The 23,451-nt window shown below is 72.1% G+C and carries 32 protein-coding genes; 16 read left to right on the top strand and 16 right to left on the bottom strand.

Annotation, left to right across the window (positions count from 1 at the left end; genetic code table 11):
- Positions 1-10: 10 nt before the first annotated feature.
- On the top strand, positions 11-550 hold the full coding sequence (locus ACFY0D_RS29860; protein ID WP_390801125.1) for a rhodanese-like domain-containing protein: 540 nt from the start codon (positions 11-13) through the stop codon (positions 548-550).
- Positions 551-715: 165 nt separating this feature from the next.
- On the opposite strand, the gene ACFY0D_RS29855 is transcribed toward ACFY0D_RS29860, so the two are convergent.
- From ACFY0D_RS29855 to ACFY0D_RS29840, 4 genes are all read right to left on the bottom strand, one after another.
- The gene (locus ACFY0D_RS29855; RefSeq protein ID WP_390801124.1) at positions 716-2,419 is read right to left on the bottom strand and encodes a DUF885 domain-containing protein; all 1,704 of its coding nucleotides are present in this window, start codon (positions 2,417-2,419) and stop codon (positions 716-718) included.
- Positions 2,420-2,646: 227 nt separating this feature from the next.
- Positions 2,647-4,125: a GNAT family N-acetyltransferase gene (locus tag ACFY0D_RS29850; protein ID WP_390801123.1), complete on the bottom strand. Its 1,479-nt coding sequence runs from the start codon at positions 4,123-4,125 to the stop codon at positions 2,647-2,649.
- 188 nt (positions 4,126-4,313) lie between these two features.
- Entirely contained in the window at positions 4,314-5,882 is a 1,569-nt protein-coding gene (locus ACFY0D_RS29845) for an alkaline phosphatase D family protein (protein ID WP_390801122.1), read from the bottom strand.
- Between the two features lie 282 nt (positions 5,883-6,164).
- The gene (locus ACFY0D_RS29840) at positions 6,165-7,016 is read right to left on the bottom strand and encodes an alpha/beta fold hydrolase (RefSeq protein ID WP_373040071.1); all 852 of its coding nucleotides are present in this window, start codon (positions 7,014-7,016) and stop codon (positions 6,165-6,167) included.
- A 288-nt stretch (positions 7,017-7,304) separates the two neighbouring features.
- On the opposite strand from ACFY0D_RS29840, the gene ACFY0D_RS29835 reads away from it, so the two are divergent.
- On the top strand, positions 7,305-8,075 hold the full coding sequence (locus ACFY0D_RS29835) for a GntR family transcriptional regulator (protein WP_390801121.1): 771 nt from the start codon (positions 7,305-7,307) through the stop codon (positions 8,073-8,075).
- 120 nt (positions 8,076-8,195) lie between these two features.
- On the opposite strand, the gene ACFY0D_RS29830 is transcribed toward ACFY0D_RS29835, so the two are convergent.
- From ACFY0D_RS29830 to ACFY0D_RS29820, 3 genes are all read right to left on the bottom strand, one after another.
- Positions 8,196-9,350 carry an ROK family transcriptional regulator gene (locus tag ACFY0D_RS29830; protein WP_390801120.1) on the bottom strand — a complete coding sequence of 385 codons (1,155 nt, stop codon included), beginning with the start codon at positions 9,348-9,350 and terminating at the stop codon, positions 8,196-8,198.
- Positions 9,351-9,450: 100 nt separating this feature from the next.
- Complete coding sequence (locus tag ACFY0D_RS29825) at positions 9,451-10,101, bottom strand: response regulator (protein ID WP_390801119.1); 651 nt, start codon at positions 10,099-10,101, stop codon at positions 9,451-9,453.
- A gap of 4 nt (positions 10,102-10,105) precedes the next feature.
- On the bottom strand, positions 10,106-11,281 hold the full coding sequence (locus ACFY0D_RS29820; RefSeq protein ID WP_390801118.1) for a sensor histidine kinase: 1,176 nt from the start codon (positions 11,279-11,281) through the stop codon (positions 10,106-10,108).
- A gap of 108 nt (positions 11,282-11,389) precedes the next feature.
- Here ACFY0D_RS29820 and ACFY0D_RS29815 point away from each other — a divergent pair, with 108 nt between their 5' ends.
- Genes ACFY0D_RS29815 through ACFY0D_RS29805 form a run of 3 tightly spaced genes read left to right on the top strand, consistent with a single transcriptional unit; the run spans position 11,390 to position 13,565 of the window.
- Positions 11,390-12,301, top strand: coding sequence for an ABC transporter ATP-binding protein (locus ACFY0D_RS29815; RefSeq protein ID WP_390801117.1), 912 nt, complete (start codon positions 11,390-11,392; stop codon positions 12,299-12,301).
- 36 nt (positions 12,302-12,337) lie between these two features.
- A complete protein-coding gene (locus ACFY0D_RS29810; RefSeq protein ID WP_390801116.1) occupies positions 12,338-13,087 on the top strand; it encodes an ABC transporter permease in 750 nt (249 codons plus the stop codon).
- A gap of 40 nt (positions 13,088-13,127) precedes the next feature.
- Positions 13,128-13,565 (top strand): hypothetical protein, encoded by a 438-nt coding sequence (locus ACFY0D_RS29805; protein WP_390801115.1) that lies wholly within the window; start codon positions 13,128-13,130, stop codon positions 13,563-13,565.
- Here the strand turns inward: ACFY0D_RS29805 and mug are convergent.
- Both mug and purB read right to left on the bottom strand, forming a co-directional pair.
- Positions 13,562-14,146 (bottom strand): G/U mismatch-specific DNA glycosylase, encoded by a 585-nt coding sequence (gene mug, locus ACFY0D_RS29800; RefSeq protein ID WP_390801172.1) that lies wholly within the window; start codon positions 14,144-14,146, stop codon positions 13,562-13,564. The genes ACFY0D_RS29805 and mug overlap by 4 nt on opposite strands.
- The gene (purB, locus tag ACFY0D_RS29795; RefSeq protein ID WP_390801114.1) at positions 14,143-15,576 is read right to left on the bottom strand and encodes an adenylosuccinate lyase; all 1,434 of its coding nucleotides are present in this window, start codon (positions 15,574-15,576) and stop codon (positions 14,143-14,145) included. Before purB ends, mug begins: the two co-directional genes overlap by 4 nt.
- Positions 15,577-15,772: 196 nt before the next feature.
- Between purB and ACFY0D_RS29790 the strand changes: the two genes are divergently transcribed.
- Genes ACFY0D_RS29790 through ACFY0D_RS29760 form a run of 7 tightly spaced genes read left to right on the top strand, consistent with a single transcriptional unit; the run spans position 15,773 to position 18,056 of the window.
- Positions 15,773-16,048, top strand: coding sequence for a hypothetical protein (locus tag ACFY0D_RS29790; RefSeq protein WP_390801113.1), 276 nt, complete (start codon positions 15,773-15,775; stop codon positions 16,046-16,048).
- The gene (locus ACFY0D_RS29785; protein ID WP_390801112.1) at positions 16,045-16,257 is read left to right on the top strand and encodes a hypothetical protein; all 213 of its coding nucleotides are present in this window, start codon (positions 16,045-16,047) and stop codon (positions 16,255-16,257) included. Before ACFY0D_RS29790 ends, ACFY0D_RS29785 begins: the two co-directional genes overlap by 4 nt.
- The gene (locus tag ACFY0D_RS29780) at positions 16,254-16,613 is read left to right on the top strand and encodes a DUF6907 domain-containing protein (RefSeq protein ID WP_390801111.1); all 360 of its coding nucleotides are present in this window, start codon (positions 16,254-16,256) and stop codon (positions 16,611-16,613) included. The genes ACFY0D_RS29785 and ACFY0D_RS29780 overlap by 4 nt, the downstream gene beginning before the upstream one ends.
- Entirely contained in the window at positions 16,610-16,978 is a 369-nt protein-coding gene (locus ACFY0D_RS29775; RefSeq protein WP_390801110.1) for a hypothetical protein, read from the top strand. Before ACFY0D_RS29780 ends, ACFY0D_RS29775 begins: the two co-directional genes overlap by 4 nt.
- A gap of 12 nt (positions 16,979-16,990) precedes the next feature.
- Positions 16,991-17,149, top strand: a complete 159-nt coding sequence (locus tag ACFY0D_RS29770) for a hypothetical protein (protein ID WP_371588260.1) — start codon at positions 16,991-16,993, stop codon at positions 17,147-17,149.
- 8 nt (positions 17,150-17,157) lie between these two features.
- Positions 17,158-17,673 carry a hypothetical protein gene (locus ACFY0D_RS29765; protein WP_390801109.1) on the top strand — a complete coding sequence of 172 codons (516 nt, stop codon included), beginning with the start codon at positions 17,158-17,160 and terminating at the stop codon, positions 17,671-17,673.
- A gap of 26 nt (positions 17,674-17,699) precedes the next feature.
- Positions 17,700-18,056, top strand: a complete 357-nt coding sequence (locus ACFY0D_RS29760) for a hypothetical protein (protein ID WP_390801108.1) — start codon at positions 17,700-17,702, stop codon at positions 18,054-18,056.
- Between the two features lie 208 nt (positions 18,057-18,264).
- Here ACFY0D_RS29760 and ACFY0D_RS29755 read toward each other — a convergent pair whose 3' ends face one another.
- The 3 genes from ACFY0D_RS29755 to ACFY0D_RS29745 form a co-directional block, all read right to left on the bottom strand.
- The gene (locus tag ACFY0D_RS29755) at positions 18,265-18,555 is read right to left on the bottom strand and encodes a hypothetical protein (protein ID WP_390801107.1); all 291 of its coding nucleotides are present in this window, start codon (positions 18,553-18,555) and stop codon (positions 18,265-18,267) included.
- Between the two features lie 14 nt (positions 18,556-18,569).
- Positions 18,570-18,995, bottom strand: a complete 426-nt coding sequence (locus ACFY0D_RS29750; RefSeq protein WP_390801106.1) for a hypothetical protein — start codon at positions 18,993-18,995, stop codon at positions 18,570-18,572.
- Positions 18,996-19,238: 243 nt separating this feature from the next.
- Positions 19,239-19,451 (bottom strand): hypothetical protein, encoded by a 213-nt coding sequence (locus ACFY0D_RS29745; RefSeq protein WP_390801105.1) that lies wholly within the window; start codon positions 19,449-19,451, stop codon positions 19,239-19,241.
- Positions 19,452-19,646: 195 nt separating this feature from the next.
- On the opposite strand from ACFY0D_RS29745, the gene ACFY0D_RS29740 reads away from it, so the two are divergent.
- From ACFY0D_RS29740 to ACFY0D_RS29725, 4 genes are read left to right on the top strand one after another with little or no spacing between them, the layout of a single operon-like run.
- On the top strand, positions 19,647-19,898 hold the full coding sequence (locus ACFY0D_RS29740) for a hypothetical protein (RefSeq protein WP_390801104.1): 252 nt from the start codon (positions 19,647-19,649) through the stop codon (positions 19,896-19,898).
- On the top strand, positions 19,879-20,406 hold the full coding sequence (locus ACFY0D_RS29735) for a DUF6879 family protein (protein ID WP_390801103.1): 528 nt from the start codon (positions 19,879-19,881) through the stop codon (positions 20,404-20,406). Before ACFY0D_RS29740 ends, ACFY0D_RS29735 begins: the two co-directional genes overlap by 20 nt.
- Positions 20,407-20,420: 14 nt before the next feature.
- On the top strand, positions 20,421-21,272 hold the full coding sequence (locus ACFY0D_RS29730) for a helix-turn-helix domain-containing protein (RefSeq protein ID WP_390801102.1): 852 nt from the start codon (positions 20,421-20,423) through the stop codon (positions 21,270-21,272).
- 60 nt (positions 21,273-21,332) lie between these two features.
- Positions 21,333-21,752, top strand: a complete 420-nt coding sequence (locus ACFY0D_RS29725; RefSeq protein WP_390801101.1) for a hypothetical protein — start codon at positions 21,333-21,335, stop codon at positions 21,750-21,752.
- Positions 21,753-21,756: 4 nt separating this feature from the next.
- On the opposite strand, the gene ACFY0D_RS29720 is transcribed toward ACFY0D_RS29725, so the two are convergent.
- From ACFY0D_RS29720 to ACFY0D_RS29705, 4 genes are read right to left on the bottom strand one after another with little or no spacing between them, the layout of a single operon-like run.
- Positions 21,757-22,497, bottom strand: a complete 741-nt coding sequence (locus ACFY0D_RS29720) for a hypothetical protein (RefSeq protein ID WP_390801100.1) — start codon at positions 22,495-22,497, stop codon at positions 21,757-21,759.
- Entirely contained in the window at positions 22,497-22,742 is a 246-nt protein-coding gene (locus ACFY0D_RS29715; protein ID WP_390801099.1) for a hypothetical protein, read from the bottom strand. The genes ACFY0D_RS29720 and ACFY0D_RS29715 overlap by 1 nt, the downstream gene beginning before the upstream one ends.
- The gene (locus ACFY0D_RS29710) at positions 22,702-23,157 is read right to left on the bottom strand and encodes a helix-turn-helix domain-containing protein (protein ID WP_390801098.1); all 456 of its coding nucleotides are present in this window, start codon (positions 23,155-23,157) and stop codon (positions 22,702-22,704) included. The genes ACFY0D_RS29715 and ACFY0D_RS29710 overlap by 41 nt, the downstream gene beginning before the upstream one ends.
- Complete coding sequence (locus ACFY0D_RS29705) at positions 23,144-23,446, bottom strand: hypothetical protein (RefSeq protein WP_390801097.1); 303 nt, start codon at positions 23,444-23,446, stop codon at positions 23,144-23,146. Before ACFY0D_RS29705 ends, ACFY0D_RS29710 begins: the two co-directional genes overlap by 14 nt.
- Between the last annotated feature and the right edge of the window lie 5 nt (positions 23,447-23,451).

The raw sequence follows: 23,451 nt of genomic DNA, 5'->3' as shown, positions 1-23,451 counted from the left end.
ATTTCTTGCCATGACGACGACGCAGACGCACACGAATCAGCCGGCCTCCCCGGGCTCCGCCGCCCCCGCCACCACCAACCCCGTGCTCCGGGTGGCCCCGGCCTCCCCGGCCGCGGCCGCCGCGTACTTCGCCGCGAGCCTGGCCTTCCACGCGGACGTGTCGGACGTCGCCGCCGCCTTCAAGGCCCACCGCGAGCAGGGCGCCGAGCTCGGCTTCCAGCTCGTCGACTCCCGCTCCACCCCGTCCTGGGACCAGGCCCACGTGCCCGGCGCCGTCCACCTGCCCACCGCACTCATCCCCGAGCAGGCCGAGCGGCTCCTGGACAAGAACGTCCCCGTGGTGACGTACTGCTGGGGCCCCGGCTGCAACGGAGGCACCCGCTCCGCCCTCGCCCTGGCCGAACTCGGCTTCCAGGTCAAGGAGATGCTCGGCGGCATCGAGTACTGGATCCGGGAGGGCATCGAGGTCGAGACCTGGCAGGGCGGCCGGCAGCGCGCCGAGGCCGACCCGCTGACCGCGCCGACCGACTCGGACGACTGCGGCTGCTGAAGTGAGCGCCTTACGGGGCCGAGGGCCGGTACGGGGCCGAGTGCCTGTGCCGGGCCCACGCGGACGGGCCGCCCATCCCCCCGGGGATGAGCGGCCCGTCCGTCGTTCGCCGCCGGCGAGGCCGGGCCGGGCTGAGCTGGGCTGAGCCGGGGCCGGGCCGGGCTGTCAGAGCTTCGACAGCTCGTCCACCAGGTCGTCCAGTCCCGGCGAGCCCTGCGACAGCGCCGCCATGTGCCAGGCCTTCAGGTCGAAGGAATCGCCGTGCGCGGCACGCGCGTTGTCCCGGCCCAGGAGCCAGGCGCGCTCACCCAGCTTGTAGCCGATCGCCTGTCCCGGCATCGACAGGTAGCGGGTCAGCTCGCTCTCGACGAAGTCCGCCGGCCGGCCGCTGTGCAGGCCGAAGAACTCCTGCGCCAGGTCCACCGTCCACTTCTCGCCCGGGTGGAACGGCGAGTCCGCCGGGATCTCCAGGCCCACGTGCATGCCGATGTCCACGATGACCCGCGCCGCGCGCATCATCTGGCAGTCCAGGTAACCCAGGCGCTGCTCGGCGTCCTTGAGGTAGCCCAGCTCGTCCATCAGCCGCTCCGCGTACAGCGCCCAGCCCTCGGCGTTGGCGCTGACCATGCCGACGGTGGCCTGGTAGCGCGAGAGCCGGTCCGCCACGTGCGTCCACTGCGCGAGCTGCAGGTGGTGGCCCGGCACGCCCTCGTGGTACCAGGTGGACACCAGGTCGTACACGGGGAAGCGGGTCAGGCCCATCGTGGGCAGCCAGGTGCGGCCCGGGCGGGAGAAGTCCTCGGAGGGGGACGTGTAGTACGGGGCCGCGGGGCCGCCCGGCGGGGCGATGCGGGACTCCACCTCGCGGACGCGCTCGGCGAGTTCGAAGTGCGTGCCGTCGAGGTTCTCGATGGCCTCGTCCATCAGGCCCTGCAGCCAGGCCTGGACCTCGTCCACACCCTCGATGTGGGTGCCGTGCTGGTCCAGGTGCTTGAGCGCCTCCCAGGGGCCGGCGCCCGGGAGGATCTTGGCGGCCTCGGACTTCATCTCGGCCAGCAGCCGGTGGTACTCCGACCAGCCGTAGGCGTAGGCCTCTTCCAGGTCCAGGTCGGTGCCGTTGAAGAAACGGGCCCAGCGGGCGTAGCGCTCGCGGCCCACGGTGTCGGGCCTGCCCTCGACGGCCGGGGCGTACACCGAGCTCATCCAGTCGCGCAGTTCGACGACGGCGGCGCTCGCGCCGGCGGCCGCGGCGTCCAGTTCGGCGCGCAGGGAGTCCGGACCGGCGGAGACGAAGCCCTCGAAGAAGGGCGCTTCGGAGCCGTCCTGGCCGACCCAGGTCGTGAGCTGGCCGATCATGGTCGTGGTGGCGCGGGGGCCACCGTACAGGCCGCGCTCCAGGCCGAGTCCGAGGCTCTCGCGGTAGCCGTCGAAGGCGGCGGGTACGGCGCGCAGGCGCTCGGCGATCGCCGACCAGTCCTCGTCGGTGTCGGCGGGGGTCAGCGAGAAGATCTCACGGACGGAGTGCGCGGGGCTGTGGATGTTGCTGACCGCGCACAGGTCCTCGTCGGCCTCGAGTACGGCGAGCTCGGCGGTGAGGCGCTCGCGCAGCAGCCGGGCGCAGCGGCGTTCGGCGTCGCTGTCGGCGCCGGGCGCAGACTCGGCGGCGTCGAGGCGCGTGAGGGTCTCGCGGATGAGCTCGGCTACGGCCGCACGGCCCGCCGGGGAGAAGTCCGGGAGCTTGCTCGAACTCGCGGCGACACCGAGGTAGGTGCCCGTGATCGGGTCGAGGGCGATGAGGTCGTCGACGTACGCGTCGGCCACCTGGCGAGGCAGCCGCGGTGCACTGCCGTTGTGGAGGGTCTCTGACATGCGGACATCTTCGTATGCGGGACGGGTTCCCGTCATCACCGATTGCCGTCGGACTGCTGACGTGGGCCGGAGCAGGGTCGGCAATGCGTGCGAGAAATCTTCAACCACCTTGCCGGACAAGCGACTTCACGCCCCCGGGGCGTAGACCGCCGGGGGCGTGGCGCGCGTAGCTTGGCCGGATTCCGCCGGAGCCGGCGCCCGGGCAGGGCCCCGGTCCGGGCGGATCGTCACGGGCGGCGGCGCGGAGCCGACTGCTCGTGCGGGCGCTCGTGCGGGAGCTCGCGGGGGTGCTCGTAGGGAAGTTCGTAGGGCAGCCGGGAGCTGACCGGGGTCGCGTCCAGCCGGGCCGTGATCACCAGGGTGCCCTCCTCGATCTGGTAGTCGAGGGGGAGGCCGAGGCCGCGCATGGCGGCGACCATGCCGGTGTTGGAGGCCTGGGTGACGGCGTACACGCTGTCGCATCCGGCCTCGACGGCCATCGCGATGAGCCGGCGCAGCAGCTCGGAACCGATGCCGCGGCGCTGCCAGTCGTCCTCGATGAGCAGGGCGACCTCGGTCTCGTCGCCGTCCCACAGCAGGTGGCCGAGGGCGACGAGCTTCCCGGAGGCGGTGGTCGCGGCGAGAGTGCGGCCGAAGCGGGGGCTCAGCAGGTGGCCGAGGTAGCGGTCGGCGTCGTGGACGGGGCCGTGGTAGCGCAGCGAGAGGGTGCGCTCGGAGCAGCGGTCGTGCATGGCGCGGGCCGCCGGCAGGTCGGAGCCGTCGGCGCGGCGCACGGTGATCTCGTTGCCCTCGGGCAGGGTCAGTACGTCCTGGCTGCGCGGGACGCGGGGGCCGAGCCGGGCGTCGAGCTCGACGAGGGCGCGGGCCCGGGCGAACTCGGTCGGCGTGAAGGGAAGGTAGGGCCGCTCCACGGTGATGGCACCGCCGGAGGGGTCGCGCAGCCGCATGACCGTGGCCTCCAGGACCCCCTCGACCGGGGCGTCCGCGCCGGCGTTGGGGCGGCCGGAGAGGGTGGTCGCCGGGATCGAGTGGATCGTGCAGCGGCCGAGCAGCTGGCGCAGGGCGAGGGGCAGCTCGGCGGCGTCCAGGGCGGTGCGGGTGGCGAGACCGAGGACCCGCGTCGGGGTGTCGACCAGGTCGTGGGCGTCGGCGCGCTCGATCCAGGTGCTGTGGCCGCCGGCCCGGGAGATCGCCCGGGCGAGGTCGGCGGAGGGCAGCTCCTGCGGGGCGCGCAGCAGGAACTCGTCGACCGTGCCGCCCTCGGGGAGCGGGTGCGTCTGGAGGGTCAGGATGTCGACGCGGTTGCGGGCGAGGGCGGTGCAGAGGGCGGCCAGGGAGCCCGGCTCGTCCCGTACGGTCGTGCGCATCCGCCAGAGGGCGGTGCTGCTGGCGGTCGCGGTTGCCGTTGCTGTCGAGGTCGCGCCGGGGCTCGTCGACGGGAGCGGCTCCGGATCGGTGGGGGCTGTGCTCCGCGGCGGGGGCGCATGGCTGTGGCGCCGTGCCCACCACGTGTGGAAGGCCGCCGTCACCAGGAGCACGACGGCCGAGGCCACGAGCAGGACCGGGCCCCTCGGGCCGTGCGCGACGAGATTGGCGATGGCGTCGGCCACCGCGACGGCGCAGAACATTGCGGCGAGTTCGACGACGTCGCGGCGCCAGTGGTGACGGTGGGAACGGTGGGCGGAGGCGGGGTTACGGTCAGTCATGCACACCACTGTGGCGCAGGGGTGTTGCGTGATCACGAACGATCTGTGACCGACTGGTTAAGTGTCCATCTGGCCGATTTCACCCAGTTTTCGGGGCCATTTCCGGATCGGAGGCCGGAGGGGCCGGTGGTTCCGGGGGCTGTGGAGACTTCCGGGGGCAGTCGGAGGCATCTGGATGCTCCCGGGCGTTACTGGCCCACGCGCCCGGGCTGGAGCGTCCGGGTGAAGAGTACGTCCCCTCCCTGACGGCGCAGGCGGACGGTGAGCTCCCCGCTGCCGCCGTCGATGTCGACCTCGCCGTAGTACGGAGGGTTCTCGGACGGTGACATGTTGGCGAAGGGGGCCGACTGCACATAGGCCGTCTCCGGGCCGAAGGTGGCATCGAGCCGCCCGGCCGGGAAGCCGCCGGCACCGATCGGACCGGACACGAACTCCCAGAACGGCGCGAAGTCGGCGAAGGCCGCCCGCTCGGGCGCGTAGTGGTTCGCGGCGGTGTAGTGGACGTCGGCCGTGACCCAGACGGTACCCGTGATGCGCTGGTGCTTGATGTGCCGCAGGAGTTCGGCGATCTGGAGCTCGCGGCCCAGCGGAGCGCCCGGGTCGCCCTGGGCGACGGCTTCGAAGTTCGCGGCCCCGTCGGGGACGACGATGCCCAGGGGCATGTCGGCGGCGATGACCTTCCAGGTGGCGCGGGAGCGGGACAGCTCGCGCTTGATCCAGGCCAGCTGCTCGGGGCCGAGGATGCCGATGGGGTCCTCGGTCTGGGTGCCGGGGGAGTTGGCGTTCCGGTAGGTGCGCATGTCGAGCACGAAGACGTCGAGCAGCGGGCCGTACCGCATCACCCGGTACATCCGGCCCTCGGTGCGGCCTCCGCGCAGGTCGGTGACGGGGAAGTACTCGCCGAAGGCCTGGCGGGCGCGGGCGGCGAGGGTGTCGGCCTCCTTGACGGTGTAGCGGGGGTCGTCGATGAGCTGGCCGGGGTACCAGTTGTTGCGTACCTCGTGGTCGTCCCACTGGGCGAGGACCGGGACCTGGGCGTTGAAGCCGAGCAGATTGCGATCGAGCAGGTTGTAGCGGAAGTTCCCGCGGAACTCGGCGAGCGTCTCGGCGACCTTCGCCTTCTCCTCGGTGGTGACGTTGCGCCAGAGGCTGCCGTCGCGCAGCGGTGCGGTGGCCTTGATCGGCCCGTCGGCGTAGATCGTGTCCCCGCTGAAGAGGAAGAAGTCGGGGTTGCGCAGCCGCATCTCCTCGAAGACGTGGTAGCCGCCGAGATCGGGGTTGATGCCCCAGCCCTGGCCCGCCAGGTCGCCGGACCACAGGAAGCGCACGTCGTGGCGGCGGGAGACGGGGGTGGTGCGGAAGGTGCCGTGGACCGGCGCGGAGCTGCGGCGGGGGTCGTCGGGGTCGGTCAGGACGACCCGGTAGTGGATCTGCCGGCCGGGCGGCAGATCGCGCAGCACGGTGGTTCCGGTGAAATCGCTCGACGGGCCGAGCAGCGGGCCGCGGTGGCGGCGTACGGCGTAGCGGAACGCCTCGCTCGGGGAGGTCTCGACGTACATCCGCGCCAGACGGTCGGAGCGGGTCCACACGGTGGCCGAGTGGGCGGTGATCTCGCCGGACTGGACGCCCCAGAGCGCGCTCGGCCGGCCGGAGCGGGCGAAGGCGGGGACGGCGAGCGCCGGGGCGGCGATCAGCGCGGAGGACAGGGCGAGGGAACCGCCGATGAGGGACCGTCGGGTGTGCGGGATCGATGCCATCGGTACGTCTCCTGGGGCCGGCGAGGACGGGTCGGACCAGCGTGCCGTCGCACACCGGCCCGGCCGCGTCTCCCACGCGAACCGCGGATGAACAGCCGTCAGCCGCTCATTCGTTCATCTGTTCAGGTGTTTGGCCGATTCGGCCGATTCGGCCAACTCGGCCGAATCGGTCGGTCCGGGATCCGGCCCGCCCGGCTCGCCCGGTCCGTCCGGCCTGCACGGTCCGTCCGCGCGGTCCGCCCGGTCCGTCCGCATGGTCCGTCCGCCCGGGTGGGTGGCCCTTCAGGCGGCCACGAGCCGCACGCTGCGGGCCGTGTCCAGCACCACTCGGGACACGAGCGCCGGATCGTCGTTCATCGGGACGTGGCCGCAGCCCGGGAGCCGGACCAGCCGGGCGCCGGGGACGGTGTGCTTGGCGCGGATGCCCTGGCGGCGCAGCAGCAGCCGGTCACGGGTGCCCCAGGCGATGGTGACCGGCAGGCCGGGCACGTCGTCGGTGAACCGTACGGAGCCGCCCGCGGCCAGGGTGTCCTCGAAGCCGGTGGCATCGCGCAGGGCGAGGGTCTCGGCGACGACCGCCTCGGCCGGACGGCGGGACGGGCGGGCGTAGATGGTGCCGGTGAGCGCGGCGCGGCCGGCCGCGGTGCGCGAGAGCCGTCGTACGGCGGGCAGGGGCAGCGCCTTGGCGCCGGCGCGCATCGCGAGGAGGGTGGCGAAGGCGTAGCGGCGCTCGGCCTCGGTCCAGAACCCGGCGGGGGAGAGGGCGGTGACGGAGCGGACGAGGTTGCTCCGGCCCATTTCGAGGGCGAGCAGACCGCCGAGCGAATTGCCCGCGACGTGCGGGCGCTCGACTCCGAGGGCCGTGCAGAGCGCCCCGAGGGCCGGAGCCACGGTCCCCAGGGAGTACGGAACGCCCTTGGGAAGGGGCTCCGAGGCGCCGAAGCCGGGCAGGTCGACGGCGATCACGTCGTGCTCGGCGGCCAGGATGTCGATCACCGGGTGCCAGGCCTGGAGGTGATGGCCGATGCCGTGCAGCAGGAGGAGCGGTTCGCCGGCGCCTTTGCGCTCGTAGGCGACGGTGGTGGGGCGGGGGCCGAGCGGCGAATCGATCGTGAAGGAGACCGTGGCGGTCATGCTGCTCCTCGTCGGTTGGACGCGTGCGAGACAGGATGTCAGTAGTGCCTACCGCCATGATTACCGTCCGGTAGCCCTTGACTACAAGCCTTCCGCGCCTACGAGAACATCCTATGAACGGCTTGATACGTATGCCCGTTCTGCCCGGCAAAGGTATGAGCATTGGTCTTGACCAAGGGGGTGTGCCGTCCTATCGTCGCAGGGATAGTGCAGGAACCTTTAATAAACAAGGGCGCGGAACTGCCGCTGGAACACACGGCGAGTGCAGCGATGGCAGGAGGAGTCAGGGTGGGGACCACGCAGCTCGAAACGGCACCGGAGCCGAAGTACTGGCACCTCAAGACCGTCCTCAGCGAGGCGCTCGACCAGGACTTCGCCGTCGGCGAGGTGCTGCCCAACGAGCGTGAGCTCGCGGCCCGTTTCGGTGTCGCCCGCGCGACGCTGCGTCAGGCGCTGGAGCAGCTGGAGCTCGAAGGCCGGCTGCAGCGCCGCCGCGGTGTGGGTACCACCGTCGCCCCGCCGCGTGTCGGTGTCGCCGTGGGCAGCGCGCAGCACAGTTGGCCCGGCGAGAGCGGCGACGGCTGGGAGCCGGTCGACGCGGCCGAGACCCTGCCGACGGCCGCGGTGCTGAAACTCCTGGGTACCGGGGGCGCCTTCGCCGCCGACCAGCCGGTGCACACGGTGCGCCGGACCCGGGTCACCCACGGCCAGGCCGTCGCCGCCGAACTGCTCTACGTCCCCGCCGCGTCCGTGCCCGGACTCCCCGCCATCGAGGCCCCGGCCGGACCGGCCCGCGCCCGCGCCGTCCTGCGCGAACTGCAGCGGCTGGTGCTCGACGGCCAGGACCGCTCGGTGGAGCTCGGCTCGGCCCGCGCCGACGACGCCAAGGAACTGGACCGCCTGCCCGGCGCCCCGGTGCTCCTGGTCACCACGCGCTACTTCACCACCGCGGGCACGGCGGCGGTCTCGGTGGCCACCTACCGCGCGGACACCTGCCGCCTCACCTTCGGTGACTCGGGCAACGTCGAGATCACCCACGAGCCGCGCGTCGCCTCCTGACGCCGCCCGGGGCGGCTTCGGTCCCCGATCCTTCCGAGCACGCGGACCCGGCTGCGGCCGGGCCCCAGCAGTGGCTGGGGCCCGGCCGCAGCCGCGTGGACGGGAGGGCGCGGGGCGGGGTCAGCGGCGGGCCGTGACCGTCTTCTCCACCGCGAAGAGCTCCTCCTCGACGTGGTCCAGCGCGAGCCGGAGGGCGCCGGTCGCCACCGCGGCCTCGCCGAGCATGGACTGGGCCACCCTCGGCGGGCGCAGGCAGTAGCGCTCCAGCTCCTGGCGGAGGGGCTCCAGGACCCCGTCCAGACCGGCCGCCCAGCCGCCGACGACCACCAGCTCCGGATCCATCGCCAGGACCAGCGCCGCCACGTCGTGCACCAGCCGCTGCAGGAACCTTTCCACGGCGGCCACCGCCCGCTCGTCGCCCCGCTTGGCCATCGCGAAGACCTCGGCGACGGCAGCCTCGTCCAGCGGATGCAGCGGCTCACCGGTGGTCGACAGCAGCCGCTCGGGCGTGACCTCACGGCCCAGCAGGTGCAGGGCGCCGATCTCGCCGGCCGCCCCGCCGAAGCCCCGGTGCAGCCTGCCGCCGATCAGCGAGCCGGCGCCGGGGCTGAGCCCGGCCATCACGAACACCATGTCGCCGGTGTCCCGCGCGGCGCCCTTCCAGTGCTCGGCGACCGCTGCCGCATTGGCGTCGTTCTCGACCTGGACCGGGCAGCGGAAAGAGCGCCGCAGCCGTTCACCGAGCGGCAGTCCGGTCCAGCCGGGCAGCGCGGTGCCGAGGCGGACCGTGCCGTCCGCCTCCACGATCCCGGGGCTGCCGACACCTACCGCCCGCAGCGAGTCCCGTGGCACGCCGGCGCGGCGCAGCAGATCGGCGACGGCCGCACGTACCCGCTCCAGCCGCTCATCGGCGGACGCCGTCTCCGCGACGTCCTTGGTACCGGCACCGACGACGCGTCCGTCCAGCCCGGACAGCAGCACCGCGATCCGGTGCGAGCCGATCTCGATGCCCAGCAGGTGCCCCGCCTCGGTCCGGAAGCGGAACCGCCTGGCCGGGCGGCCCTGCCGCCGCGCGCCCTCCTCCGCGTCCGCCTCGACGACGAGCCCGGTCCCGATCAGCCCCTCCACGACACCCTCGACGGTCGGCCGGGAGAGCCCCGTCAGCCGTGTGAGGTCGGTGAGGGTCGGCGATCCGGCCGTCCGCAGTGCGCGCAGCACCACGGCGGAATTGATCCGCCGGAGCAGAGAGGGGTCCCCGCCGGTCAGCTGCCCCAACGTGTGTCCTCCCAGGTAGCGAGCTTGTCAGCCGGATCGTACTGCCCGCCCGCTGCGTCGGCGAGAAGCAGCCCCCCATCGGCCGGAAGCAGACCTTCCCTCATGCGGGAGAGACGAACCCCGACTCGTACGCCGTGATCACCGCCTGCGTCCGGTCCCGCGCCCCCAGCTTCGCCAGGATCGCGCTGACGTGGGACTTGACCGTCTCCGTGCCGATGATCAGCTCGGAGGCGATCTCCACGTTGGTGAGCCCCCGCGCCATCAGCCGCAGGACCGCCTCCTCCCGCTCGGTCAGGGCGGCCCGCTCCAGCGCCGCCCGGGCCTGCCGGTTCCCGTACTCTGCGGCCAGGGCCCGCACGGCCGCCGGGAAGAGCAGCGTCTCGCCCTCCGCCACCAGCCGTACCGCGTGCACGATCTCCGAAGGCCTGGCCCGCTTCAGCAGGAAGCCGTCCGCTCCCGCCCGCAGCGCCTGGTAGACGTACTCGTCGTTCTCGAAGGTGGTCACCACGAGGATCTTCGGCGGGGAGTCCACCGTCCGCAGTACCGCACGGGTCGCCTCGATCCCGTCGAGGAGCGGCATCCGCACGTCCATCGCCACCACATCCGGCCGCAACTGCCGGACCAGCGGGATCACGGAGGCCCCGTCGGCCGCCTCACCCACCACCTCGATGTCGGGCTGGGCATCCAGGACGGCGCGCAGACCCGCACGCACCAGGGGTTCGTCGTCGACGAGCAGTACGGTAACCGGCATCCGGTCAGCGTATTCGCTCCAGCGGCAGCCGGGCGCGCACTCTCCAACCGCCGTCGTACAGCCCGGTTTCGGCCTCTCCGCCGAGCAGCGCGGCCCGTTCCCGGATCCCGCGCAGGCCACTGCCGCCGCCGACCGTGACCCCGGGGCGTTCCGGCAGCGGGTTCGTCACCTCCAGGTCCAGCCGGCCCGCGGCCATCTCCACCCGAATGCGCACCGGCACCGGGCCGCAATGACGCAGTACGTTGGTCAGTGCCTCCTGCAGGATCCGGTAACCCTCCCGGGTGACCGGTTCCGGCAACTTCTCCAGCGGTCCGGTCAGTTGCGCGTCCACCGCGGAGCCGGAGGCCCGGGCCGACTCCAGGAGCCGGTCGGCCTCCGCCAGCGTCGGCCACTGTGACGGCGGCTGCCCCGACTCCCGCAGCACCCCCAGCACCCGTTCCAGATCCTCCAGCGCGGCCCGGCCCGTCTCCTCGATCGCACACAGTGCCCGGTCGGTGAAGGCGGGATCACCCGCGGCGCGCGCCGCACCCGCCTGTACGACGGCCACGGTGAGCGCGTGCCCGATGGAGTCGTGCAGTTCCCGCGCGATGCGGGTGCGCTCCAGCAGCTGCTCCGTGCGTGCCTCCAGTGCGGTCAGCCGTTCGGCGGCGGACGGGCTGAGCAGGCGGGTGGCGGCCGCGGTGATCAACTCGCCGAGCACGGCCACGATGGCGATGAGGACGACCAGCGGCACGGGCACGAGCAGTGCGGCGGCCCACCGCCCGGGCACGAACGGCAGGAAGTCGTCCGGACCCAGGGGATGTCCGATGGCTATCGCGACGAGCTCCACGGCCATCGCCGACAGCCAGACCGTGGCGCCGAACGCACCTACCGCGATGACCATCCGCGTCTCCAGCCACAGCACGGTTCGCCAGCGGTCCCCCCAGTGGGCCGACGGAGCGAGGCTTATGGCGCTGTCGGAGGAGCCGCGGTCGTGCGGTGTGAGCAGGAACTGTGCCTGAAGACCTTCCGCCAGTCGCACCCAGGGCACCAGCCCGAACGGCAGGACGAGCAGCAGCGGCACCCAGGGCCACCGGGGCATGACGAACATCCATACCGCCAGCAGAAGCAGCGGCACGCAGAGGTGCAACCAGCGTGAATAGGTCACCGGTTGGAACGGGGCGCGCAGCAGTCGGTTCATGACTCCATGGTGGCAGCGCCCTGTTCGCGGCCGTCTCCCCCACGTGGGGGAGACGACACCCTCGCATGGGGGAGGGACGGGGGCGGGGCCGGCGGCGAGTCTTGAGCCATGAACAGCATCGAGATCCGAGAACTCACCAAGCGATACGGCACCCACCGTGCGGTAGACGGCCTCACCTTCGATGTCCTGCCAGGGCGGGTGACCGGTTTCCTGGGCCCCAACGGCGCGGGGAAGTCCACCACGATGCGCCTGCTCCTGGGTCTGGACCGGCCCACATCCGGCACGGCCACGATCGGCGGCCTGCCCTACCGGGACCTGACGGACCCGCTGCACCGGGTGGGGGCCCTCCTCGACGCCCACGCGGCCCACGGCGGCCGCACCGCCCACGACCACCTCCGCCTGCTCGCCGCGGCCGGCCGGATCCCGATGCGCCGGGTGGACGAGGTCCTGGAGCAGACCGGCATGGCCTCCGTCGCGAAGCGGCGGGTCAAGTCCTTCTCGCTCGGCATGCGCCAGCGCCTCGGTATCGCCGCCGCTCTCATCGGCGACCCCGGAGTGCTCCTGCTGGACGAGCCCACCAACGGCCTCGACCCCGAGGGCATCATCTGGATCCGCGAGCTGATGCGCTCCCTCGCCGCCGAAGGACGCGCCGTCCTGGTCTCCAGCCATCTGATGTCGGAGACGTCGGCGCTGGCCGACCACCTGGTCGTGCTCGGCAAGGGCAAGCTCCTGGCCGACAGCTCGATGGAGGCGTTCATCGACGCCCGCAGCACCCCGAGAGCGCGCCTGCGGACCTCCGACCCGGTCCGGCTGCGGGCCGCACTGGCCCGGGACGGCTTCGAGCTGGTGGCCGCGGACGACGGGCGATGGAGCGTCGAAGGCATACGGGCCGGGCAGCTCGGCGGCCTGGCCGCCCGTGAGGGGGTTCCCCTGCTGGAACTGTCCGACGAACGCGCCTCGCTGGAGCAGGCCTACCTCGACCTCACCGCCGATCACGCGCAGTTCAGCGCGGCCCACTGACCGTCCGCCCGCTCCCCTACCCTCTGGAGGCTCCCCATGAGCGCCGCACTGCCCACAACCCCCGTACTGCACTCGGAATGGATCAAGATCAGGTCTCTCCGGGGCACCTTCTGGTCGCTGATATCCGTCCTCGTCCTCACCGTGGGCATCCAGGCGCTGGTGGCAGCGGCCCTGGGCCGGGCCGGGGAGGGCAGCATGGGGGACGACCCGCTCCTCGCGGCCTTCTACGGAATCAACTTCGGCCAGATAGCGGCCATCGCCTTCGGGGCCACCGCCTTCTCCGCCGAGTTCCACAACGGAGCCCTGCGCACCAGCCTCACCGCTGTGCCCGACCGTACGCGGTTCTACTTGTCGAAGATCTCGATGCTGGGCGCGCTCGCCCTCGTGGCCGGTCAGCTCGCGGGATTGCTGACCTTCGTGGCCGGACAGTCGTTCATGGGCCCCGACGCCCTTGAGCTGGGCGACCCCGGCACCGTGCGGGCCGTTGTCGGTTGCGGTCTCTACCTGACGCTCATGACGCTGTTCGCGGCCGGACTCACGGCGGTGCTGCGCAGCGGGGTGGCCGTGCTGAGCATTCTCATACCCTTCGTCGTCATGGTGTCCTTCATCGTGGGCGCGGCGGCGACCGGGGTGGGGCAGTTCATGCCGGACCGGGCCGGACAGGCGATGATGCGCAGCCAGCAGTACGGCGACTTCGGTCCGTGGGCCGGGCTCGGAGTGCTGGCGCTGTGGGCGCTGACCGCGGTGCTGGGGGGCTGGCTGGCGGTGCGCCGCCGGGACGCGTGACGCCGGGCCAGTTGTCAGTGGCCCTCGGGATACTGACGGTATGACCACGGCAGAGCACCTCGACACGATCGACCGGCTCCGGGCGAGGGAGTTCCCGCCCGAGCCGGTCCGGACCGGAGGAAACAGCAGCGGCCCGGGATTCCACCTGGTCCAGCTCGCCCGGACGCGGGGCTTCTGGGACGACGACGGTTCGGGCCGGATCGAGGCAGCCGACCAGATCGGCGCCGAGTACGGGGCGCTCGCCCAGGCCGCGGCCGACCGGTGGGGGGAACCGCAGGTCTTCAGCCTGGGGACGCTGAGAGACCGCGGATTCGCCGGGGAGGAGATACCGCAGCCGTGGGACGAGCTGGGCCACAGCACCGACCACGTGCACCTGTGGCGCGTCGGCGCCCACTGGCTGGTGGCCTACGTGGCGCAGTGGGCCGACGAGGACCCCTACCAGCTGATGGCAGGGGTCACGGTCACCGACCCGCCCTAGAGATTCTGTTGGCCGGTAGGCCGCGTCGGCCCCGGCCGGTCCTCGTCCGCCTCGGCGGCCGTGCGCAGGCGGGCGTACTCCTGGGCCATGGACTCGGCGGTCCAGTGGGCGTTGAGACCGCTCGGGTTGGGGAGGGCCCAGACGCGGGTGGAGCCGATGGTCCGCTCCTGGGGGCCGATCTGTGCCTTCTTCTCGCCGAAGGCGGTGCGGTAGGCCGTGACGCCGACGACCGCCAGCCACTGAGGGCGCAGCAGTTCCACCTTGGCCGTCAGGATGCGGCCCCCCTCGCGGAATTCCTCGGCGCTCAGCTCGTCGGCGCGGGCCGTGGCCCGGGCCACGACGTTGGTGATGCCGAGACGGTAGGTCAGCAGCTCTTCCTGCTCGGCGGGGGCGAGGCGGCGCGGGGTGAAGCCCGAGAGGTGCAGGACCGGCCAGAACCGGTTGCCGGGGCGGGCGAAGTGGTGGCCCGTCGCGGCGGAGAGGAGTCCGGGGTTGATTCCGCAGAAGAGCACACGCAGACCGCCCGCGACCACGTCCGGGAGGACGCGGTCGCGGGCGGCGTTCAGCTCGTCGGGGGTCAGAGGATCGACCCCGGCGCGTACCCGGCGGCCTCCGGGTGCTGCTTGGCGATCGCCTCGATACGGGAGACCACCACCGCGACCTGGTCGCCCGCGGCGCCCGTGAACGACAGCTTGTCGGCCATCAGGGCGTCGAGCTGGGCCCGGTCCAGCGGCATCCGCTCGTCGGCGGCCAGCTTGTCCAGCAGCTCGTTGCGTTCGGCGCCCTGCTCGCGCATGGCGAGCGCGGAAGCCACCGCGTGCTCCTTGATGACCTCGTGGGCGGCCTCGCGGCCCACGCCGGCCCGCACCGCGCCCATCAGGACCTTGGTGGTCGCGAGGAAGGGCAGGTAGCGGTCCAGCTCGCGGGCGACGACCGCCGGGAAGGCGCCGAACTCGTCGAGGACCGTCAGGAAGGTCTCCAGCAGGCCGTCGAAGGCGAAGAAGGCGTCCGGCAGGGCCACGCGGCGGACCACGGAGCAGGAGACGTCGCCCTCGTTCCACTGGTCGCCGGCCAGCTCGCCGGTCATCGAGGCGTAGCCGCGCAGGATGACCATCAGGCCGTTCACACGCTCGCAGGAGCGGGTGTTCATCTTGTGCGGCATAGCCGAGGAACCGACCTGGCCGGGCTTGAAGCCCTCGGTCACCAGCTCGTGGCCGGCCATCAGGCGGATGGTCTTGGCGATCGACGACGGGGCGGCGGCCAGCTGCACCAGCGCGGTGACCACGTCGTAGTCGAGCGAGCGCGGGTAGACCTGGCCGACCGAGGTGAAGGCCTGGGCGAAGCCGAGGTGGGCGGCGATCCGCTGCTCCAGGTCGGCCAGCTTGGCGGCGTCGCCGCCCAGCAGGTCGAGCATGTCCTGGGCGGTGCCGACCGGGCCCTTGATCCCGCGCAGCGGGTAGCGGCCCAGCAGGTCCTCAAGGCGGGCGTACGCCACCAGCAGCTCGTCGGCCGCGGTCGCGAAGCGCTTGCCCAGGGTGGTGGCCTGCGCGGCCACGTTGTGGGAGCGACCGGCCATGACCAGCTCGGCGTGCTCGCCGGCCAGCTTGCCGAGGCGGGCGAGGACGGCGACCGTGCGGTCCCGGGCGAGCTCCAGCGAGAGCCGGATCTGCAGCTGCTCGACGTTCTCGGTCAGGTCACGGGAGGTCATGCCCTTGTGGACGTGCTCGTGACCGGCGAGGGCGTTGAACTCCTCGATGCGGGCCTTCACGTCGTGCCGGGTGACCTTCTCGCGCTCGGCGATGGAGGCGAGGTCGACGGTGTCGAGGACGCGCTCGTAGTCGGCGAGGGCCTCGTCCGGGACCTCGATACCGAGGTCCTTCTGGGCGCGCAGCACGGCGAGCCACAGCCGCCGCTCCAGCGTCACCTTGTACTCGGGGGACCACAGGACGGCGAGCTCCGCGGAGGCGTAGCGGCCGGCCAGGACATTGGGGATGCGGGGCTTGGCAGTCACGTGGAGGGAGCATACCGGCTATCCAGGCCGGTCCCGCAGCGTCCACTGCGTCCATGGGTTGCCTGATCAGAGGTCTGTGATCCACCCCCGTCCTCACCGTCTGTGAGACGCGTGTGAGACGGGGCGGCCCCGGGCGGTGACGCAAACACCGACCCAGGGCCTTGATCCGGACCTTCGCATCAAGGAGACCGAACCCATGCAGGACCGTACACGCCAGCCGGACGCGGACACCCGCGCCCTGCTCCAGCAGATCGCCGCACGCCTCACCGCCGAGCGACCCCAGCACCCCATGCGGGCCAGCCTCCGCGAGGCCCTCGCCCTCACCTTCGCCGCCCGGCGCCACGGCTACGGCACCGCCCGGGCCACCCGTGCCGAGGAGCTCCTCCTCGCCCACGCGCCCGCCGTCGAGAAGGGCACCACCCGCAGCCAGTACGCCGCCGAGCTCCGCCAGGCCGCAGGCGGTGACCGATGAACAGCACGCCCTTCGACCCGCTGCACACCCCGCAGGCCTCCGGCTGGACGCCCTCCCTCGACGTCGCACTCGAAGCGGCCCGCGAGACCCTCGCCGAGCAGCAGGCCGCCAACATCTACGACGACCGGGCCATGCTCGGCGCAGCCGTCCGTCTGGAGATCGCGCTCCGGCACCTCCTCGACGCGTACGACGCCGAGGCCGGCCGATGACCGCGGCCCGCACGGTCACCGTGCCCACCCTCGACCACGGCCCCGTCACGATCCCTGAACCGTCCTGGTGCACCGGCCACGCCGGCCCGCCGGACGTCTTCGGCGACGTCCACCACACCGGGCCCGAGCACGTCGTCCGCTACGGCGACGGGATCGCCCTGCGCGCCGAGCTCGTCGCGTTCCCGTACGGCGAGACCCCGGTACCCGCGAGCGTCCACGTCGAGCTGCACGTGCCGGACGTCACCCTCGACCCGCCCGGCCTCGAAGGCCTCGCCACGGTCCTCGTCGAGCAGGCGGCCGAGCTCCGCCGACTGGCGCTGCGCCTGGCCGTGCTCCGCGCGGGAGGTGCGTGGTGACGACTCCCACGGCTGTCGCAGAGCGGCGCGTCAGGGTGCGCCAGCTGGCGCAGGGCGGCGCATCCTCTCGCGAGATCGCCAAGGAGGTTGGGGTCTCGAAGGACACCGTGCTCCGCGACCTCGCCCAGCCCGACGACATCGCCACGGCGCGCGCTGCGCTGCGGGCGGAGAAGCTGGCGCACGCCGAGGAAGCGGTGCGCCAGGCAAGCGTCGCAGCTCAGGCCGTGATTGACGCACGGCCGTCGCACCAGATCACCGACGACGAGACAGCCCGTCGCTGGTGGGGCGCACTCCGCGCCGCAGCCGACGCACTCGCGGCGCAGGCCGACGCCTTCGCCGAGTGCTACCCCTGCGCCACCGGCTGACTGGCGCGTCTCGTGCTGCTCGCTGTGCTCTTCGCCGCGGCGGCCGCCGGCGGGTTCGCGGGGCTCTGCCTCGCGGGCCCGTCCCGCGCCCGCGGCCTGTACGCACTCCCCGCCCTCGGGACGTGCGCCCTCATTCTGCTGCTCGCCGCGCTCGGCGCGGCCCTCCTCTGAGGACCCTCATGAACTTCCCCACGTACGGGATCGTCTCGCTCGGCGGCGTGACCGTCGGCCTTTCCCTCCTCGGCTGGGAGATCACCCGCTGGTGGCCCGGCGCCAAGCAGGCCGGCAAGCCGAAGCACCTCCTGAAGCTCCTCCCGTTCCTCCTCGTCTGGCTGTACGGGATGCTCCTCATCCTGTCCGCCGGCGGCCTGCTCGGCGCGGGCGCCGACTGGTCCCTGTGGGGCTCCTCCGCCATCGGTGACGCGGTCCTGGAGTACGGAGTCGGCGGCGACACCCCGGACGTCACCCGCTCCTCGAACCTCGTTCTCAGCCCCGGCGGGCACGCCGTCGTCATCATCGCCACCGTGGTCCTGATCGCGGTGTGGACGAAGCGGCGGGGCTTCAACTGGATGATCGTGCGCGCGATCATCTCCGGGATCAGCCTCGGCCTGGCCTCCGGTGTCGCGGGCGTGGCCGGGTACGTCCTCTCGCCGGTCGTCTCGGCCGCCGGAGACGCCGTGGCCGGCCTGCTGTGACCGGCCCCCGCCCGTCCCGCCTGGCTGTGCTTCAACACCGTCTCGCGGTCGGCAACGGCCGGCTGCTGGAGTCCCCCGCCCGCTGGTTCGACGTGCCCACCCTCGGCGCTCTGGTGGTCCGGATCGCCGCGCCCCTTGGGGGTGCCGTCTTCTACGGGCTGCTCCTCGGCCGGGCCCCGCAGTTCATCTACGCCGTGCCCGTCGCGTGGCTGGTGGCCGTGTGGTGGCTGTCCGATTCGTCCGCCACTCCCCCGCCACCACCGGAGGCCCCTCTCGGCGACGTTTACGCAGATGAGCGCGTCGAAGTCGACCGCATCGAGAGGGGGCCGGGGGAGGGGTTGACGATCATCTACCCGGTCCGGGCGGAGGTGAACGAACGATGATCCAGCGCCTGTTGACCTGCCTGCGCGCGGAGTACTGCGAGGCCTGCGGCTGGTGGATGAAGCCCTTCTGCGGACACTGACCCACCCTTCTGCAACTGGTTGCACACTGGGCCCCCGACGCGCAGGAATCGCGTCGGGGGCCCAGTGTTGCCCGGCCCGGCCGTGTTCCGCCGTGACCACGGACGGCCAGGGGTTCAGCAGCTGGGGGCTATACCGGCGGGCGGCCGGGGGTCGGCGTGGGCGGCGGTGACGGCAGCGCAGGGCCGGGGTTCGGCGGCATCTTCGGGCTTCCAGATCCGTGCTTACCCATCTTCAGCTTCCTTCCGTTGAGTCCGTAGATTCCGAGCGGGGGGAACAGGTCGACGCGGGTCGGGTAGCCGGCCTCGGCGCAGGGGATGCACAGCAGGTCCCGTACGTGGCTGTGTTCTGTGGTGCGGACGGCTTCGACCAGTTCGACCCAGCAGGCTTCACAGACGACGACGTCGGTCGTCGATGTCACGTACTCGGTGGTGATCACCACAGGTCCCGGTCGAGGGTGTAGCCGGCCGCCTCGATCGCGGCGATGGTCCGCTCGATGTCGCCGTGGGACCGCCGACCGGGGTCCGGGCGTTCCGGGATGTGATGGACGAAGCCACCCAACCGGGCGCATAGGTCGGCGTAGAGCGGGGTGTGCAGGATGAGCGCATGCCAGCCCTCATCGACGACCCGCGACGGCACGAGGGGCTCTGTACTGGCGGCTGCGGTGGCCAGGAACGCGAGCGCGTCCACCACGATGCGACTGGCAATGTCAGGCTCCATCCCGGGGTTGTTGTCCAGGACGGTATGCATCGCCGCGTTGAAGTCGGCGTCGCTGAGCAGGGCGCGCGGGTTGGTCGGCCTGAGGGCCAGCGCTCCGGGCGGAGGCGGCTTCTGCGGGCCAGTACCGCATGCAGCGGTCATCAGGTGCTCCTCGGTGGTGAGTTCCGATGGTGCGAGGGGCCCGCCCCGGGCGCCCGACAGAGGCGTTGAGGCAGGGACAGAGGGGTGGGGATCAGGTGATCCCGTGGCGGCCGCCGTGAGGGCAGCCCGGGGCGTGAACCAGGGCTCCGCCCTCTGGGCCGCCGAGTGGCAGGGGCTCGGCGCCGCACGAGCACGGTTCCGGGGGCGGGACGTCGCGCCGCTGCCAGGTGACCTCGTCGGTTGTCACGCCCACGCCTCGATGTTCGCGACGGCCGTGGTCGTCTCCCGGCCCCCGCGAGGCGGCCGGATGTAGGCGATGTCCTGCCAGCGGCCATAGCCCACTTCCTCGTGGACGACCGCCATGAGGACGCCCCGCCTGCCGGACGCGATGTCCCGAACCGGCCGGTACAGGAGGGGGTGGGGAAGGTGTTCGTTCGCGTCGCGCGGGGTGGCCATGCCGGGGGCTCCCTACCGTCGTCAGCGGATGGTGTTCAGAGCGTGACGAGGGGCGCCGCACGGTCGCCACGAATGTGCACCGATGTTCACGGTCAGGCCCGATTCGGACGACGTTGAAGACGTCCTCTTGACCACTCAACCTGCGGCCATGACTGTGGTGTTCATCCGTGCACAACCCGAGCAACGGAGGACACCATGGCGCTAGATTTCGTGGGCATCGACCCGAACAGCAGCGACGGCGAGAGCCCTACCGTGTGGGTCGACAAGGAACACAAGGAGCTCGTGTTCCAGGGGTGGAAGCCCAGTCCTGAGCTGGAGGCCGAGTGCGCTGCCCTGGAACTCCCTGGCCACGGGGCCGGCATTCCCGAGGGGGAAGCCGTGGTGCGGATCCCCGCGCGCATGGTGCACATGATCAGGGAGGCCTGCGATGCCCTTGAACGTCCCTAGCTGGCCCGACCTCCTCGGCTCCGCCGAGCACTCAGTCGTCCACCTGGAGACTCGCGACGCGTACGCGGTCGACTACGAGACCGGCCCGTTCGCGGACTGGCGAGCAGGCCACCGCCACGACCCAGCCGACCCGGCGGCGTGGTGGCGACCCTGGCTCGACCTCATCTCGGCCACCGTCGCCCGCGGTGTCACCGTGCGACGGGCCCGTATCGTCTCGGAGCCCGTCAGCGAGTACACCCAGTTTCTGTACGACGGGACGTTCACGAACATCTCCGCCGGAGAAGACGTGCGCTGGCTACCTCGGCGGCGAGCCAGTGACATCGCCCTGCCCGGCAACGACTTCTGGCTCATCGACGGGCGCCTCATCCGCTGGAACCACTTCACCGGGGACGGGGCGTCAGCCGGCGGCGAGATGAGCGAAGACCTGGCCGCGGCGAAGCTGTGCGCGGAGGCCTTCGAGACCGTCTGGGCCCGCGCGATCCCGCACGACAGTTTCGAGATCAGGTAGGCGGAGCCCAGCTCATGTCCGTATCCCCGTCATCCGCGGCGCAGGCGGCCCGCCGCAGCGTGGCTCACCGCCTGCGTGAGCTGCGCGCGGAGGCGGGTCTCAGCGGCAGTGAGCTGGGCAACCGCTGCGGCTGGACGCACTCCAAGTCGTCCCGCATCGAGAACGCCCGCACGCCACCGACCCCGGACGACATCCGCCGTTGGTGTGAGGCCTGCAACGCGGCCGGCCAGGCGCGGGACATCATCGCCCAGTCGCAGAACGCCGAGTCGCTCTACACCGAGTGGCGGCGCCGGGCCCGCAGCGGCCTGAAGCAGCTACAGCACAGCTACGTCCCCCTGTTCCGGTCCACCCGCTTGTTCCGCGTCTACTCCGCGACGCTCCTCCCGCACTTCGTGCAGACCGAGGGGTACGCAACAGGGCTGCTCACCGCTATCAGCGAGTTCCGGGAGATCCCCAACGACGTCGCCGAGGCCGTTGCCGCACGCATGCAGCGCAACCAGATCCTGCGCGAGCCCGGCCGCCGATACGTCCTCCTCGTCGAGGAGTCCGCGCTCCGCCACCAGCTCGCCGACGCCGAGGCCATGGCTGCCCAGCTCGGTTACCTGATGACCGTGGGCGCCATGCCGGCCGTCAGCCTCGGCATCATCCCCATGGGCATCCCGCAGCGCGCCCAGTGGCCGCTGGAGACGTTCCACATGTACGACGACACTCTCGTGTCCGTCGAGCTGCTTTCAGCCCGTGTCACGGTCACCCAGCCAAGCGAGATCGCCCTCTACGAGAAGGCGTTCGCCGGGCTCCAGCAGATGGCGGTGTACGGGGCCGACGCGCGGGCGCTGATCGTAGGGGCGGTCGCCGCCCTGCGGTAACTGCTCCTCCCTGGGCGCTCGACCTTTCCAATACGACTGCGCTCTGGATAGGTTCCGCCAATGAGGGACAGAACCATGATCGCGGCTGGGGTGGCATTGGTCGTGCTGGCACCTGCGGTCGCCGGGGCGTTCGCCGGCGTCAAGACCAGCAACGCAGTGTTGGCGATCGCGGCCGGTGCGGTCGCCGGGGCTGGAGTCATCCGCGGCGTGCATCACCTGAAGCGTGAGTTCCGGGATCTGCAATGGCGTTTTCGGGGCATCCACATCATCAACCGGAGCGAGCTCACGCCGGAAGCCAAGCAGGATCTGTGTGATCAAACCCTGCCGACGACGTCTACTTGGGAGGACGTGTACCGCCTGCGTCAGGTGACGCGCCTCGCTATCTTGGAGCAGGCGGCAGACAATACGGCGTCGATCGTGCTGACCATCCTCGGGCTCGCCGCTGGGACCGCAGCCAGCGTGTGGTCGGTCTGGATCTGACCGCTCACCTGTCCAGCAGCGCCTCATCAAGGCCCGGCACCTCGGTCTTCAGCCGCTCGATGACGGCCGCGAGCGGGGCATTGAACACCTCGCGGGCCTCAGCGATCAGGGACCGGTCACCGTTCAGGGCCAGCGCCAGGATGGTGGCGGCCATGCGGCCGGGCCGGACGGCTGTAGCGGTGCCCTCACCCATGACTGCGACGTGGGCGGGGAAGGTCTGCGCGCGGAAGCCGTAGGCACCCGACGGCCACGCCTGCTCGGCAGTCGTACGGACCGGGACGCCCCGGCCCTGTGCCAGCTCGGCCTGGCCCTCGGCCTCAACCGCGGCCCTTGCCACGCTCTTCAGCTCGTCATTGATCCGGACGGCCTGCTCGGCCACCTCGTGAATCCGGGCGGTGCGGGTGGCGGTGACGGCAAGCAGGTTCTCCAGCGCGGCCACAGCGTCCCGTACAGCGTCGATGACGGGCTGCGTGTCGTCCGTAGAGATCAGCTTGCGGGCGGCGGCACCGATGGCCTTCGCGCGAGCGTCCCGGTCCGCGCCCACGGCGGCGGCGAGCTTGCGCTCCGCGGCCTCGACGCGGAGGCCGGCGAGCTCGGCGAGCTGACGTTGCGCGAGGATCTGCTCCCCGGTGACGTCCTCGTCGCCCTCGCGTACACGCTCGGCCAGGGCCTCGACGACCTCGGCGGCCTGCTCGGCCTCGGTACGGGCGGTGTCCAGGCCCTCACGGGCCTCGTCGGGGGTCATCACGCCGCCCCCTGCTCGGCGCGCTCGGCCTCGTAGCGGGCGACCCGCGCCTGGCGTGCCTCGCTGAGGCGGCTCCAGCCGGGGGTACCGAACAGGGCCGCGTCGCGGGCGAGGCCGGCGGTGAACCGCTCGCGCTCGGGTGCGGCGGCCTCGTCGGCGGCCTGCTGCCTGCGGGTCTGATCCGCGTGGATCGCGGCCAGCAGGTCAGGCCGCGGGCGCTGATCCTGGGTCCTCTGTTCGGTCATCGTGCGTCTCCTCGCCGTAGCGGTAGCGGTAGCGGTAGCGGTAGCGGTCGAGGTCGCGCTGTGTTGTCACCCACGTCCGGCCGACCCGCCAGGCGCTGAGCCGACCGGACCCCAGGAGATAGGTAGCCCAGCGTCTGGAGCAGCCGAGCACCCGTGCAACCTCACTCGCCCCGAGCGTGGCTGAGTCGCCGATCACGCTTCCTTCAGAGGAAGTTGCAGGTGAGGGGGTGGGGCCCTGGGCGCCCGCGTCGAGGGCTCGCAGGAGGTCGCGGGCCTCGGGGGTCAGCGCACCGCCCGAGGTCCGCGTACGGGCCGACAGGTACAGGGCCGTGGCCGCGAACACGGTGGACGTGAGCCGGGCCGGTACGACGACCGACCCGTCGGGCAGGACCCGCGGCCCGTCAGGCGCCGACACCGGAGACCTGCCCGCCAGCCAGGGCGCCGAGCACCCGCGGCCAGTCCTCCGGCCACCAGCAGGCGGTCTCCATGCCGTCGGGGAAGCGCTCCACGGGCGGCTGACGGTCTCCGCGACGGCGGCCGGTCCGCAGCCACACCAGGAGCACGCGCGGCCCGTTGGTGAGGATCAGCGACGGGTCACCGGGGCGGGAGTTCACGCCGACCTGAAGGTAGGCCTGCCACCCGAGCTTGCGGGCCTGCGTGATCACGCGGTCGTTCCATTCGAGCTGAGCCAGGGCGAGCTTCATGAGTC

Source organism: Streptomyces sp. NPDC001502 (assembly GCF_042894785.1).
Classification (GTDB): Bacteria; Actinomycetota; Actinomycetes; order Streptomycetales; family Streptomycetaceae; genus Streptomyces; species Streptomyces kutzneri.
The sequence above is the reverse complement of the archived record's forward strand: the minus strand, read 5'-3'. Positions and strand labels throughout refer to the sequence as shown.